We start from the raw sequence: 12,314 nt of genomic DNA, 5'->3' as shown, positions 1-12,314 counted from the left end.
CCGGCATGACCGCTGAACGGTCGCCCAGGGATTGGAGGGCACTGGCGCTGCCGCGCGAAGCCGACGACAGCAGCGGGCGCACGCGCGTGCTGCGTACCGGGTCCGACACCTCCGCTGCGTCCCGCCCGCCTGGGTTCCTCCCCGACCCGGGATTGGCCGTCGTCGTGCTGGCCCGCCTGCGCAGCGACAGCGTGCCCTGGGCGGTGGTGCAGCTTGCACGGGGAGGTCGCCCCTGGCGGGCCGAGCCGGGGCTGCGCTTCGTGCGCGTGCTGGGCAGTGGCCGCGGGGGTGGTTTCGGCCTGCGCCCCGGACTCGACCACCAGGGCGTGTTCATGATGTTCGATGACGTGGCCGACGCGATGCGCTGCGTCTGGCGCTCGCCGCGCGTGGCCGCCTACCGGGAGCGTGCCGAGCAGTGCCTGGTGGCGGTGCTGCAGGCCTCGTCGGCGCGTGGGCGCTGGGGCGGACAAGCCATGCGCGCCATCTCACCGTCGCCGGGTCCTGGCGAGCCACTGGTGGCGCTCACGCGGGCCTCCATCCGGCCGACACAGGCGCTGCGCTTCTGGCGTCACTCGCCAGCGTCCGAGTCTGCGCTGGCTGCGGCCCCGGGCTGCCGTCTGGCGGTTGGCCTGGGCGAAGCACCGGTCTTGCGCCAGGCCACGCTGAGCCTGTGGGACGACGTCGCAGCGATGAACGCCTATGCGCGCACCGGCGCGCACCAGCGCGCCATCGAGGCCTCGACCCGCGAGGGCTACTTTTCGGAATCGATGTTCGTTCGTTTCGTGCCGCTGTGGATGCAGGGCCGCTGGGCCGGCAGCGGTTTCGACTTCGTGCGGCCTGGGGTCTTGGCGGGCGGTGATGCCTGAGCCCCGTGTCGTCGTTGTCGGTGCCGGCATCGGCGGGCTGGTCAGCGCGCTGCTGCTGGCCACGCGAGGGCTCGATGTGACCCTGCTCGAGGCCGCCGACGGCCCCGGCGGCAAGATGCACCCGGTGCGCGTGGACGGCGCCCTGCTGGACGCCGGGCCCACGGTGTTCACGATGCGGTGGGTGTTCGACGAGCTGCTGGCCGACGTCGGCAGCTCGGTGGCCGAGGCGCTGCCGCCGTTGACGCCCTTGCCGGTGCTGGCGCGCCACGCCTGGGCGCGGGATGGCAGTCGGCTGGACCTGTTCGCCGACCGGGCCCGCTCGGCCGAGGCCATCGCGGCCTTCGCCGGCCCGGAGGACGGTCGCGCCTATCTGGCCTTCTGCGAACGCGCAGCCCGTGTCTATGGCCAGCTGGAGAGGCCGCACATCCGCAGCGGCAAGCCCGGCGTGCTGCAGATGATCCGCGACCTCGGCCCGCGCGGGCTGGCCACGCTCGCCGCGCTGGGGCCGCTGGCCAGCCTCGCCTCGGCGCTGCAGCGGGAGTTCCGCGACGAGCGGCTGCGCCAGCTGTTCGGGCGCTACGCCACCTACTGCGGCGCCTCGCCCTGGGGCGCGCCGGCCACCCTGATGCTGGTGGCGCACGTCGAGCAGGAGGGCGTGTGGGCCGTGCAGGGCGGCATGGCGGCGCTGGCGGATTCGCTGGCAAGGCTGGCCCTGGCCCGTGGTGCACGACTGCGTTACGGCGCGCGCGTGCAGGCCATCGAGCACACGCAGGGCCAGGTCAGCGGCGTGCGGCTGGCCGATGGCGAGACGCTGGCCAGCGACGCGGTGGTGTTCAACGGCGATGCCAGTGCGCTGGCGCCGATGCTGCAGGGCCTGCCCGGCCTGGCGCCCCGGCCCGCGCCGCCGAGGGCACGCACGCTGTCGGCCGTGACCTGGGCGATGCGCGTGCGCACCACTGGCTTCGGCCTGGCACGGCACAACGTCTTCTTCGACCGCGACTACGCCAGCGAGTTCGACGACGTGTTCCGCGCCCGCCGTCTGCCACGCCGCGCCACCGTCTACCTCTGCGCACAGGACCGCCTGGACGGCGGCCCGCTGCCCATGGTCGATGGCGCACCCGAGCGGCTGCTGATGCTGGTGAACGCACCCCCTGACGGCGACTGCCGTTCTTTCGACGACCCGGAGACCGATGCATGTCAAGCCCGCAGTCTGGATCTGCTGCGCCGCTGCGGCCTGACGCTGCAGATCGACCACCCGCACCAGGTGCTGCGGCGCACGCCGGTGGACTTTCACCGGCTCTTTCCGGCCACGGGCGGGGCGCTCTACGGCCCTTCGACGCACGGCTGGATGGCGCTGTTCCGCCGCGCGGCGGCGGCCACGGCGCTGCCGGGCCTGTACCTGGCGGGAGGCAGTGTGCATCCGGGGCCGGGCGTGCCGATGGCGGCCATGTCGGGACGGCTCGCGGCCGCCACGCTGATGGCTCGCCTCGGTTCGACACAGCGGTCGAGCCGGGTGCGTATTGCTGGTGGTACGTCGATGCGCTCAGCGACGACGGCCGCCACGCCCTGACGCTGATCGGTTTCGTGGGCAGTGTCTTTTCCCCCTACTACCGCCGCGCCTGGCAGCAGGGGCGGGCGAGGGCCGACGAACACTGCGCGCTCAACGTCTGCCTGTACGGCGGTGGCCAAGGCCGCTGGACGATGACCGAACGCGCCGCGCGCCATGTGCTGCGCAGCGCCACGCAATTTGAGCTTGGCCCGAGTCGCATGGCCTGGTCAGACGGCGCCTTGGTGATTGACATCGACGAGATCGGCTCGCCGCTGCCGCGACCGGTGCGCGGACGGGTCGTCGTGCGGCCGCGGGCGCTGGTGGACTTCGTCGCACCGCTGGACGCCGCCGGCCGCCACCGCTGGGGCCCGATCGCACCTTGCGCCCGCGTGGACGTGGCGTTCGACCGCCCCGGCCTGCGCTGGCAGGGCAGTGCCTACCTCGACAGCAACGAGGGCGATGAGCCGATCAGCGAGCCCTTCACGACCTGGGACTGGATGCGCGTGCCGCTGCCCGACGGCAGTTGCGTGGTTGCCTACGACGTGGGGTTGCGCCAGGGCGGCGAGCGCCACATTGGGCGCCGCTTTCATCCCGACGGGCGCGTCACGACGCTCGCTCTGCCGCCCCGCCACGGCCTTCCTGCCACCGGCTGGCGCATCGGCCGTCGGTTGCGCAGCGAGGCCGTCGCACGCGTGGAGCGCACGCTCGAGGACACGCCGTTCTACGCCCGCACGCTGGTGCGCACCCAGCTGGACGGCCACGAGGCCACCGGAGTGCACGAGACGCTGTCGGCCCGCCGTTTCGCTGCGCCTTGGGTGCAGGCCTTGTTGCCTTTCCGCATGCCAAGGCGAGGCTGAGGATGACGGCGCGTGGGGTGCAGCCGACGCACTCCGGCGTCACAGTGTCAATACGGCTTGACTTCAAAAACTGTAAGGTCACAATGACAACAGCCCACCCTTCCCAGGCGCGGCTGTTCGATACCCGCGTGCAGGTTTTGCACGAGTTCGCAGTGCTCCCACACAAGGAGAAAACATGGCAGACGCAACCGGATCCGACAAGGTCTGGCCGACCGGCCTGACCGAAGAGCAGTCGGAAGAGATCCACAAGCACCTCATCCAGGGCACGCAGATCTTCGGCTTCATCGCCGCTCTCGCGCACCTGTTTGCGTACATCTACTCCCCCTGGCTGAAGTAAGCACGAAGGAGCCAACATGATCTACGGAAAGCTCTGGCTCGTGGTCAAGCCGACGGTGGGCATCCCGCTGTTCCTCGGCGCGGTGGCCATTGGTTCGTTCAGCGTGCACTACATGCTGGTCACGAACACCACGTGGGTAAAGAAGTTCCTGGAGGGCAAGGGCACCGCCACGGCGATGGTGACCACGCCGACGTCCACCGCGGCGACGGCACCCCCCACCGCCAAGCAGTAGCGGCGGTGATCGAGACGCCCCGGCAGGCCTGCCTGCCGGGCGCTCTTCCGATGCGCGTGGCCCGCGCCCATGGGAAGAGCGTCATCGTCGTCCACCACCGCCTCGCCGCCAGCGACCCATGAGCCCTTTCAGCCGTCGCCTGATGCGCAGCTGGGCCGGCTTGGGCCCGCGCTTCCTGCCCTTTGCCGACGCGGCGAGCGAGACGCTGCCGCTGTCGCGCCTGCTGAGGTTGTCGCTTTTCCAGGTGAGCGTGGGCATGGCATTGGCCCTGCTGGTGGGCGCGCTGAACCGTGTGCTGATCGTCGAACTCGGCGTGAGTGCCGGGCTGGTGGCACTGATGGTGGCGCTGCCGGTGCTTTATGCGCCGGTGCGTGCATTGATCGGCTTCAAGTCGGATCACCACCGCAGTGCGCTGGGATGGCGGCGCGTACCCTTCATCTGGATGGGCACCCTCTTGCAGTTCGGGGGCCTGGCCGTGATGCCGTTTGCGCTGCTGGTGCTCGCGGGCCAAGGTCAGTCGGCGCACTGGCCCGCGTGGCTGGGGCCAGCCGGCGCCGCGGTGGCTTTTCTGCTGATGGGCGCCGGTGTCCACACTGTGCAGACTGCGGGCTTGGCGCTGGCCACCGACCTGGCACCCGTCGAAGACCAGCCCAAGGTCGTGGGCCTGATGTACGTGATGCTGCTGCTGGGCACCATCGTCAGCGCGTTTGCTTTCGGCGCCGTATTGGCTGAGTTTTCGCCCGGCCGTCTGGTGCAGGTGATCCAGGCCTGCGCCGTGGTGACGCTGGTGCTGAACACCGTCGCGCTGTGGAAGCAGGAGTCGATCGGGCGCAGCCGCCTGCGCGACCCTGCGCCGGAGCCCGACTTCCGCGAGGCCTGGCGGGGCTACGCCGCGCTCGACGGCACGTGGCGGCGGCTGTGCGTCATCGGCCTGGGCACGATGGGCTTCGCGATGCAGGACGTGCTGCTCGAGCCTTATGGTGGCCAGGTGCTGGGCATGAGCGTGGGCCAGACCACCTGGCTGACCGCGGCTTTCGCATCTGGCGGGCTGGCCGGCTTCACGCTGGCATCGCGCTTGCTCACCCGCGGTTGGCCGCTCGTCCTGGGCGGCCGCGCCCGCGCCCTAGACCCCGCCGGCATGGCCGCGCTGGGGGCTGTCATTGGGGTACCTGCCTTCGGTGCAGTGCTGGTTGCTGCGCTGGCGCACTCCGTCGGCCTGTTTGTCCTGGGGGTCGTGGGCATCGGCTTCGGCGGCGGCTTGTTCGCCCACGGCACACTGACTCTGACCATGAACCGTGCACCGCGGGAGCATGCCGGCCTTGCTCTTGGGGCCTGGGGGGCGGTGCAAGCCACCGCGGCAGGGGTCGCCGTGGCTGCCGGCGGGCTGCTCCGCGACGCGGTGATCGCCTGGGGGCCTGGGGTCTTCGGCGGCGGGGCGCTGCGCGGCCCCGTGAGCGGCTATGCTGTCGTCTATGCGATCGAGATCGTGTTGTTGATCGCCACCGTCTGGGTGATGAGGCCGCTGGTCGGCGTCGGATCCCGGGCCTTCTGCGGTGCCTCGTTTCCGCAGGGCACCCCTTCTTCAAACCCCTCTTGAGGCCGCGAGGCCTGTCGGAGCTCCTCGATGGAAGTCCACCACCTGCTGTTCATCGCCTGGTTCATCGTCTTTGCCTTCTGGCTCGGCGGGCAGTTCAAGAAGTCGAACCGCAAATACGACCATAAGCGCAAAACGACCAGCGCCTGAGCGTCGATCGACGCCCGAGCCCAGGCGGCCGCGCAGCAGCGTGGCCGTTTTTTCTGGTGGTTGTGCTCAGCGGCGGGACCGCCGTCCAAGCAGTCTCGTCAGCACCCCGTCTGCGATCAGCGTACAGAAAAGGGCACCGTTGAGGCCGGCCGCGAGGCCGAGGAGGGTTCCGCCGCCCGCGTTCTGAACGAAGCCGAAACCCAGCATGAAGCCAGCCACGGCGCTGGCCAGGTAGGCGAGTACGGTGGCGCCAATGAGCCAGGTCGGACGGCCCGGTGATGCAGGGGCGGTGGACACGGTGCAATCCTCCGGCCCGTCAGGCCAGCTCGCGCTGCGCCTGACGCTCCAGCAGAGCCAGCACGCGCAGCGTGCGCTGGTAGAAGGTGCGAGCCGGCAGCCGGTCGTCGGCGGCAGCGTCAACCAGAAAGCGCACCGCCGGCAGCGGCGGCACCGTGCCGCCGGCCGTCAGCGGGTGACCCGGTGGTACCAGGCTGGCCAGCATCGAGCGCGCCAGGAGGGCCAGCTGTCGGCTGCGAGGTACCACGGTGCGCTGAGTCACCGAGTCAAGGCCGGCACGCGCCAGGGTCTGGCCGATTTCGCCATACACCAGCCGCGCGGCCTGGATGCCCGGGCGGCAGTCGCGCGGCAGCGCTGGCACCCCGCACTCGGCACGTTCGTAAAGCCGCTCAGCCTCATCGACGAGGCGCCGCACCACGCGCGCAAGCCGCTGGTCGAAGGTCGGTCGAGCGAGCCAGGCCCCGGGATCCAGGCCTTCCTCGCGCATCCACTGCGCGGGCAGGTACAGGCGGCCGAGGCCCGCGTCCTCGCCGACGTCACGGGCAATGTTGGTGAGCTGCATCGCCACGCCCAGCTCGCAGGCGCGAGCCAGCGCGGGCGCGCTGCGGGTCTCCATCACCAGCGCCATCATCGCACCCACGGCGCCGGCCACGCGTGCGCCGTAAGCATGCACGTCGTCGATGGTCTCGTAGCGGCGGCCGGCCACGTCCCACTCGAAGCCCTCGAGCAGTGCGTCCAGCAGCGTGCGCGGAATCTCGCAGCGCTGCACCACGCAGGCCAATGCGCGATCGGCGAGTTCGGGGCCGGGGCGGCCGTCGTAGACGGCATCCAGCCTCTGGCGCAGCTGTCCGATCGCGCGCTCTGGCTCGGTGCTGCCGTCGATGGCGTCGTCGGCGACGCGGCAGAACGCGTACAGGCCTGTCGCGGGCCCGCGCACACGCGCTGGCAGCAGCAGCGACGCGGTGAAGAAGGACTTCGAGCCGCCGCGCATCAGCGTTCGGCAGGCCCGCAACGCCGCGTCGCCCGTGGCAGCAGCCGGCATCAGGGCGCTGCTCATCGCGCCACCACCCCCGCGCTGGACAGCGAGCGCGGCGCTGCCGCGGCCGTCACCGGCAGCGGTGGCAGCGGTGGTAGCACCGTCTCGAGCGCCTGGGCCGACATCAGCACGCCTGGCACGCCCGCACCCGGGTGGGTGCCCGCACCCACGAGGTACAGGCCCCGCAGGTCTTCGCTGCGGTTGTGCGGGCGGAACCAGGCGCTCTGCAACAGCCGCGGCTCCATGCCGAAGGCGGCGCCCTTGTAGGACAGCAGATCGTCGTGGAACTGCTGCGGCGTCGTCACGCGTGAGCTCACGATGTGCTGGCCCAGGCCGGGCAACACGGTCTGCTCGAGCCGCCGTTGGACCCGCTGGCGGTAACCCTCGGCTTCGGTGGCCCAGTCGACGCCGCTGTCCAGGTGCGGCACCGGCGACAGCGCGTAGAAGCAGTCGTGTCCGGGCGGTGCGACGCTGTCGTCGCTGGCGCTCGGGCGGTGCAGGTAAAGACTGAAATCCTCGGTGAGCTTGTGCTTGAGGAAGATGTCGGTCAGCAGGCCTTCGTAGCGTGGGCCGAGGACCATCTGGTGATGTGGCACGCCGTCGTAGCGGCGGTTGGTGCCGAAGTACCAGACGAACAGACTCATCGAGTATTTCGCTCGCGCCAACTTGCGGTCAGTCCAGGTCCGTCGGCGGGCGTCAGGTACCAGGTGCTTGTAGGTCCAGGCGGCATCGGCGTTGCTGACGACGATGTCGGCGGCCAGGCGTTCGCCGTTCTGAAGCTGCACCCCGGCGGCGCGGCCGTTCTCGACCAGGATGCGCTGGACGTCGGCGTCGCAGCGCACCGGCACGCCACGGTCAGCCAGCAGCCTGACCATGGCTTGCACCAGTGCGCCGGTGCCGCCCATGGCCCAGTGCACGCCGAAGCGACGTTCCAGCGAGTGGATCAGCGCGTAGCTGCCCGTCACCTTGAGCGGGTTGCCGCCGATCAGCAGCGGGTGGAAGCTGAACACGACGCGCAGGTAGGGATTCTTCAGATGCCTGCAAACCATCTGCCAGATGGTTTGCCAGCCTCTCATTCGGATCATGTTCGGCACCGCCACGAGCAGCTGAGCGACGCTGTCGAAGGCCACCGCGCCGAGCTTCTCGAAGCCCTCGCGATAGCAGACGTCGGCCTCGCGCGCCAGCGCGTCGAAGCCGGGGAGATCCGACGGGTCGAAACGCGCCACCTCCGCGCGCATCGCCGCGTTGTCGCCGCTGTAGTCGAACCAGCGGCCGTCGTCAAAGCGCACGCGATAGTAGGGATTCAGCGGCTTGAGCGTGACGTCGTCGGCCAGGCGCCGTCCCGCCAGCGCCCACAGTTCCTCGAACAGGTGCGGCACCGTGATGATGGTAGGGCCGGCATCGAAGCGGAAGCCGTCCTGCTGGTGCACGCGGGCGCGGCCACCGGGCTGGGGCAGGCGCTCAAGCACCTGAACGCGCCAGCCGCGCACGCTGAGGCGGATGGCCGCGGCCAAGCCGCCAAAGCCGCTGCCGATGACGAGGGCGTTGCCGCTGCCGCTGGGATTGGGATTCACGATCGCGCCTCCACGGGCCGGCGCAGGGCCCAGCGCCACAGCGCAGAAGGCTCCAGCGGCAGCACCATCATCAGGTGTTCGACGAGAGCCAGCGTCAGCAGCGACGCCAGCAGCAGGTGGGCGGCCTGCGCACCGCCCGTGGTGGCCTGTGCGCCGACGATCAGCCAGCCCGTCACCACCGCGCCGCCCAGCAGCGACCAGGGCATGAGGGCGTTGATGGCACGCTGGCGAAAGTAGCTGCCCAGGTACAGCAGGTGCGGCGGCAGGAAGTCCAGTGCCAGGTTGCGCACGCCGAAGTAGAGGTTGAGCTTGGCCGAGACGCGCATGGCGTACAGCAAGGTGAAGGTCCAGGCCGCCGTGGGGTTGGCGCTCCCGCCCAGCCGCAGCCACAGTGCCACGGCCGTTGCCAGCAGGGCCAGCTCATGCCAGAGCAGCACCTGCAGCGCCTGCCCGAAGCGGCCCAGCCCGCGCGCGCCCGGCGTGGCCGCGACACGTCGCGGGCCGGTGATCCAGCCGCCCAGGAAGGCCAGCTCGTGCCAGCCCCACACCACGACCGCGCAAGTGAACCCGGCATACGCCGCGCCCACCCCGCGGTCATGCGCGGTCTCGGCGATGCACACGAGCGCCGCGACGGCGCAGCTCGTGGCCGCGACGAAGGCCACGGTCTTGCGACCGCCGCAGGACGCCGGCATGCGGTCGAGCAGGATCACGATGCCCGTGCCCAGCCACCACAGCAGCACCGCGGCGATCGGGGGCAGGGCGTACTCCATCAGAAAGGGCGCGTCCGAGCGCGCCTCACCAGACCGGCGCGACGCGGATCTGGGTCGGCAGCGCGTGCTTCTTCACAGGGTGCAGGTACAGCTTCGCGAAGTGCCACGCGCCCTTCAGTGCCGCGCCGGCCTGCTGCAGGCGGCCACCGAGGCCGCCGCGTGCGGCGCCAGAGTCGAAGGCCACCCGCGCCTCCACCAGCGCCGCCAGCCCGCGGCGGAAGGCCGGCGCATCGGTGTCCAGCGACACCGGGAACACCTGCCGGCTGATCTCGGTGGTGATGTCGAAGACGCGGTAGTCGAAGTCGTCGGGCTCCAGCCCCATCGCGCGGTGCAGCACCGGGCGTGTGTGGTCTCGCACGAACATCGTCGCGTACACCGCCAGCAGGAAAAAGCGGATCCACAGCACGTTGCCGCCCTGCAGCAGCTGCGGGTTGGCGCGCATGATCAGGGCGAAGCTCTCGCCGTGGCGGAACTCATCGTTGCACCAGCGTTCGAACCAGCGGAAGATGGGGTGGAAGCGCAGCTCGGGGTGCTTCTCGAGTTGGCGGTAGATGGTGATGTAGCGCGCGTAGCCGATCTTCTCGCTCAGGTAGGTGGCGTAGAAGATGTACTTGGGCTTGAAGTAGGTATAGGCCTTGCTGGCCTTGAGCGCCTGCAGATCGACGGCCAGGTCGTAGTCGCGCAGCGAGTAGTTGATGAAGTTCGCGTGGCGGGACTCGTCTCGCGTCAGGTAGGTCATCAGCTGCTTGATGTCGGGGTTGTCGACGTTCTTGCGGATCTCGTTGTAGAGCACGCAGCCGCTGAACTCGCTGGTGATGCTGGTGATCAGGAAGTCCAGGAACTCCTGGTGCAGTTCGGGCGGCAGCGGCTTCACTTCGGACGCGAAGGCCTCGTCGCGCTTGAAGTGGTCGTGGTTGTTGTCGCCTTCGTACTCGGCGAGCATGGCGTCCCACTCGGCGCGCAGCGCGCTGACGTCGAGCTTGTCCATGGCCGCGTAGTCGGTGGTGTAGAAGCGCGGCGAGATCAGGTTCTCGGTCTTGGCGCGCTGCATCACCTCGTTGGTGTTGGCGATGGCTTGGATCGTGCTCATGGATTACTTCTCCTGGGGCGTGGTCTGCAGCGACTGGAGCGCTCCGGCGGGCAGCCAGCGCGCGAACACGACCGCGTTGTCGGGGCCGAAAGACGCGAGGTCCATGCGTCGGGCGGTCTCGGGATCTGTGATCAGCAGCCGGCCGTCGGCGTGAAGCGATAGAAGGTAGGGCGGCTCCTGGCCCACGCTGTGCGCGCGCCGGTCGCGCGCCAGGCCACGCAGCACGCCGCGAAGGAAGCCCTGCTCGCCGCGCAGCTCGGCCAGCACCTCGCCGGTGGACGCGTCGCTCACGCGCACGGCACCCTCGGCGGTGTCGGCGAAGGCCAGGGCGCGTTGGGCCAGCGCCGCGGGCGGGTGCACCGTTGGGCTGAAGCCCGAGAGGCGCATCACGCCGACGCCGCCCAGCACCAGCAGCAGCAATACGGCGATGACACGCACCAGCCAGCGCGGGATGCGGTCCGGTTGGACGTGCACGCTGTGGACGGCCCTCATGCAGCGTTCCCCTGGGGTTGAAGCTCCATCGACGTCGGCGTCTGGATCGCCGCCTCGGGTCGGGCCGCCTGGGCGTTGACCATCGCCCAGGCTTCGGACAACTGCCGCGAGACCGCTTGGGCGTCGGCCAGGCCACGCAGCATGGGCTGCGGCCTCGCGAACAGCCAGGGCCGAGAGTGGGGCCACAGGTGCAGATAGGCGATGCGGGTGTCGCCGCGCAGCTGCAGCGCGATCTCGCCCTGCGTGCCCGACAAGGGCAGCAAGTGGGCCGCGTCGAGGTGCTTCAGCGGTAGGTTGTAGGTCACGGTCAATACAATGCCGATGCGCATCACGATGCGCTGGTCGGTGAGTGTGTAGACCGTGGTGCTGGCCGTCAGCCGCGCCAGGGCGGCCAGGATGCCGATCGCCACGGCCGCGAGCAAGCCCAGGACCAGCGAGCCGCGCAGCGCCGCCATCAGAGCGACGCCGTCCTGCAGCTGGGCGCCGATGCTCCAGGTCAGCATCACGGCGAAGTAGACGGTGACCAGCGGCAGGTGGAACACCCGCCGGGCCACGATGCTCGGCAGAGGCTGGCCCTGCCAAAGCAGCCGCTCGCTTGGGGGCAGGCGCTCGGGTAGCCCGAACTGCGGCTCGAACTCATGCTCCTGGCCCCGGTGCGGGGCCTTGGCGGTGGCGGCTGCGACCGACTTCATACCAGCGGCTCCGAGCGCTTCGGTTCGGCGAAGAGCAGACCGGCGCCGAAGTAGGCGGCGATCTTCTCCTCTTCGAGCAGCGTGATGCTGTCCGCGGAGCGGGTGACCGGTACCTCTCGCCACTGATGCGCCAGCAGTGCATGCACGTACACGGCCTCGCGCGTGATGCGGCAGAAGGTGATCGGCACCAGCGCGCGGCGGCTGCCGTCGGCGAGTTCGACATCGAGAAAGCGGAACATCATCTCGGGCCCATCGACCCAGAGCTCCCGCACCGTGCCGGCGATGTCGCCATAGGGGTCGATCACCTGCATGCCGCGCGGATCGGGGTCCTTCTCGCTGACCCCCATCTCGGGGAACATCGCCAGCGGGCGGATCTTGGGCTGGTCGTGCGCATCGAGATCCGGCCGGTCGGCGCGGTCTGCCCAGGCGCCGCTGCCCAGGCCGGCCAGCAGCGGGTTGCCGATCGGATCGAGCGGCGAGCCTTCGTTGTCGTAGGTGCGCTCGGCGTTCACGTGCTGCGCGCCGGCCGAGCCCGATGGCACCCGGATCTCGGAGCCGTCGTGCAGCCGGTAGGTCTTGGGCGCAGGCACGCCGATCCAGCCCTGGTGCGTGGTGCCGCGGTGCGTTTCGAGCGGATAGCCCTCGCGGCGGTTCTCGCGCGCGAGGTAGTAAATCAGGCCGGCGAAGAAGATCCAGAAGACGTACAGCACAAGCTGTGCGACGTCGACATAGGCTGTGATGGCTCCGGTTCCCATGAGGGGCTCCTAGAAGGGTTGGC

14 protein-coding genes are annotated in these 12,314 nt (G+C 70.1%); 6 read left to right on the top strand and 8 right to left on the bottom strand.

Annotation, left to right across the window (positions count from 1 at the left end; genetic code table 11):
* Window positions 1–5: 5 nt before the first annotated feature.
* From KA711_11435 to KA711_11410, 6 genes are all read left to right on the top strand, one after another.
* Window positions 6–866 carry a spheroidene monooxygenase gene (locus KA711_11435; protein MCM0609583.1) on the top strand — a complete coding sequence of 287 codons (861 nt, stop codon included), beginning with the start codon at window positions 6–8 and terminating at the stop codon, window positions 864–866.
* Window positions 859–2,436, top strand: a complete 1,578-nt coding sequence (gene crtI / locus KA711_11430) for a phytoene desaturase (GenBank protein MCM0609582.1) — start codon at window positions 859–861, stop codon at window positions 2,434–2,436. The genes KA711_11435 and crtI (KA711_11430) overlap by 8 nt, the downstream gene beginning before the upstream one ends.
* A complete protein-coding gene (locus KA711_11425) occupies window positions 2,433–3,272 on the top strand; it encodes a carotenoid 1,2-hydratase (GenBank protein MCM0609581.1) in 840 nt (279 codons plus the stop codon). The genes crtI (KA711_11430) and KA711_11425 overlap by 4 nt, the downstream gene beginning before the upstream one ends.
* Before the next feature lie 175 nt (window positions 3,273–3,447).
* Window positions 3,448–3,609, top strand: coding sequence for a light-harvesting protein (locus KA711_11420; protein MCM0609580.1), 162 nt, complete (start codon window positions 3,448–3,450; stop codon window positions 3,607–3,609).
* Between the two features lie 16 nt (window positions 3,610–3,625).
* Window positions 3,626–3,841 carry a light-harvesting protein gene (locus KA711_11415; protein MCM0609579.1) on the top strand — a complete coding sequence of 72 codons (216 nt, stop codon included), beginning with the start codon at window positions 3,626–3,628 and terminating at the stop codon, window positions 3,839–3,841.
* Window positions 3,842–3,983: 142 nt separating this feature from the next.
* Window positions 3,984–5,438: an MFS transporter gene (locus KA711_11410; GenBank protein MCM0609578.1), complete on the top strand. Its 1,455-nt coding sequence runs from the start codon at window positions 3,984–3,986 to the stop codon at window positions 5,436–5,438.
* Window positions 5,439–5,651: 213 nt separating this feature from the next.
* Here KA711_11410 and KA711_11405 read toward each other — a convergent pair whose 3' ends face one another.
* Genes KA711_11405 through puhA form a run of 8 tightly spaced genes read right to left on the bottom strand, consistent with a single transcriptional unit; the run spans window position 5,652 to window position 12,291 of the window.
* Window positions 5,652–5,882, bottom strand: a complete 231-nt coding sequence (locus KA711_11405; protein ID MCM0609577.1) for a hypothetical protein — start codon at window positions 5,880–5,882, stop codon at window positions 5,652–5,654.
* A 19-nt stretch (window positions 5,883–5,901) separates the two neighbouring features.
* Window positions 5,902–6,924 (bottom strand): phytoene/squalene synthase family protein, encoded by a 1,023-nt coding sequence (locus tag KA711_11400; protein ID MCM0609576.1) that lies wholly within the window; start codon window positions 6,922–6,924, stop codon window positions 5,902–5,904.
* Between the two features lie 11 nt (window positions 6,925–6,935).
* Window positions 6,936–8,525, bottom strand: coding sequence for a phytoene desaturase (gene crtI, locus KA711_11395; protein MCM0609575.1), 1,590 nt, complete (start codon window positions 8,523–8,525; stop codon window positions 6,936–6,938).
* Entirely contained in the window at window positions 8,489–9,262 is a 774-nt protein-coding gene (locus KA711_11390; protein ID MCM0609574.1) for a DUF3623 domain-containing protein, read from the bottom strand. The genes crtI (KA711_11395) and KA711_11390 overlap by 37 nt, the downstream gene beginning before the upstream one ends.
* A gap of 25 nt (window positions 9,263–9,287) precedes the next feature.
* Window positions 9,288–10,352: a magnesium-protoporphyrin IX monomethyl ester (oxidative) cyclase gene (gene acsF / locus KA711_11385; protein MCM0609573.1), complete on the bottom strand. Its 1,065-nt coding sequence runs from the start codon at window positions 10,350–10,352 to the stop codon at window positions 9,288–9,290.
* 3 nt (window positions 10,353–10,355) lie between these two features.
* On the bottom strand, window positions 10,356–10,844 hold the full coding sequence (locus tag KA711_11380) for a photosynthetic complex assembly protein PuhC (GenBank protein ID MCM0609572.1): 489 nt from the start codon (window positions 10,842–10,844) through the stop codon (window positions 10,356–10,358).
* On the bottom strand, window positions 10,841–11,536 hold the full coding sequence (locus KA711_11375; protein ID MCM0609571.1) for a PH domain-containing protein: 696 nt from the start codon (window positions 11,534–11,536) through the stop codon (window positions 10,841–10,843). Before KA711_11375 ends, KA711_11380 begins: the two co-directional genes overlap by 4 nt.
* Window positions 11,533–12,291 carry a photosynthetic reaction center subunit H gene (gene puhA, locus KA711_11370; GenBank protein ID MCM0609570.1) on the bottom strand — a complete coding sequence of 253 codons (759 nt, stop codon included), beginning with the start codon at window positions 12,289–12,291 and terminating at the stop codon, window positions 11,533–11,535. The genes KA711_11375 and puhA overlap by 4 nt, the downstream gene beginning before the upstream one ends.
* Window positions 12,292–12,314: the final 23 nt, after the last annotated feature.

The organism is Ideonella sp. WA131b (assembly GCA_023657425.1).
Lineage (GTDB): Bacteria > Pseudomonadota > Gammaproteobacteria > Burkholderiales > Burkholderiaceae_C > Rubrivivax.
Note: the sequence above shows the minus strand (reverse complement) of the source record. Positions and strands in the feature narration are given on the sequence as shown.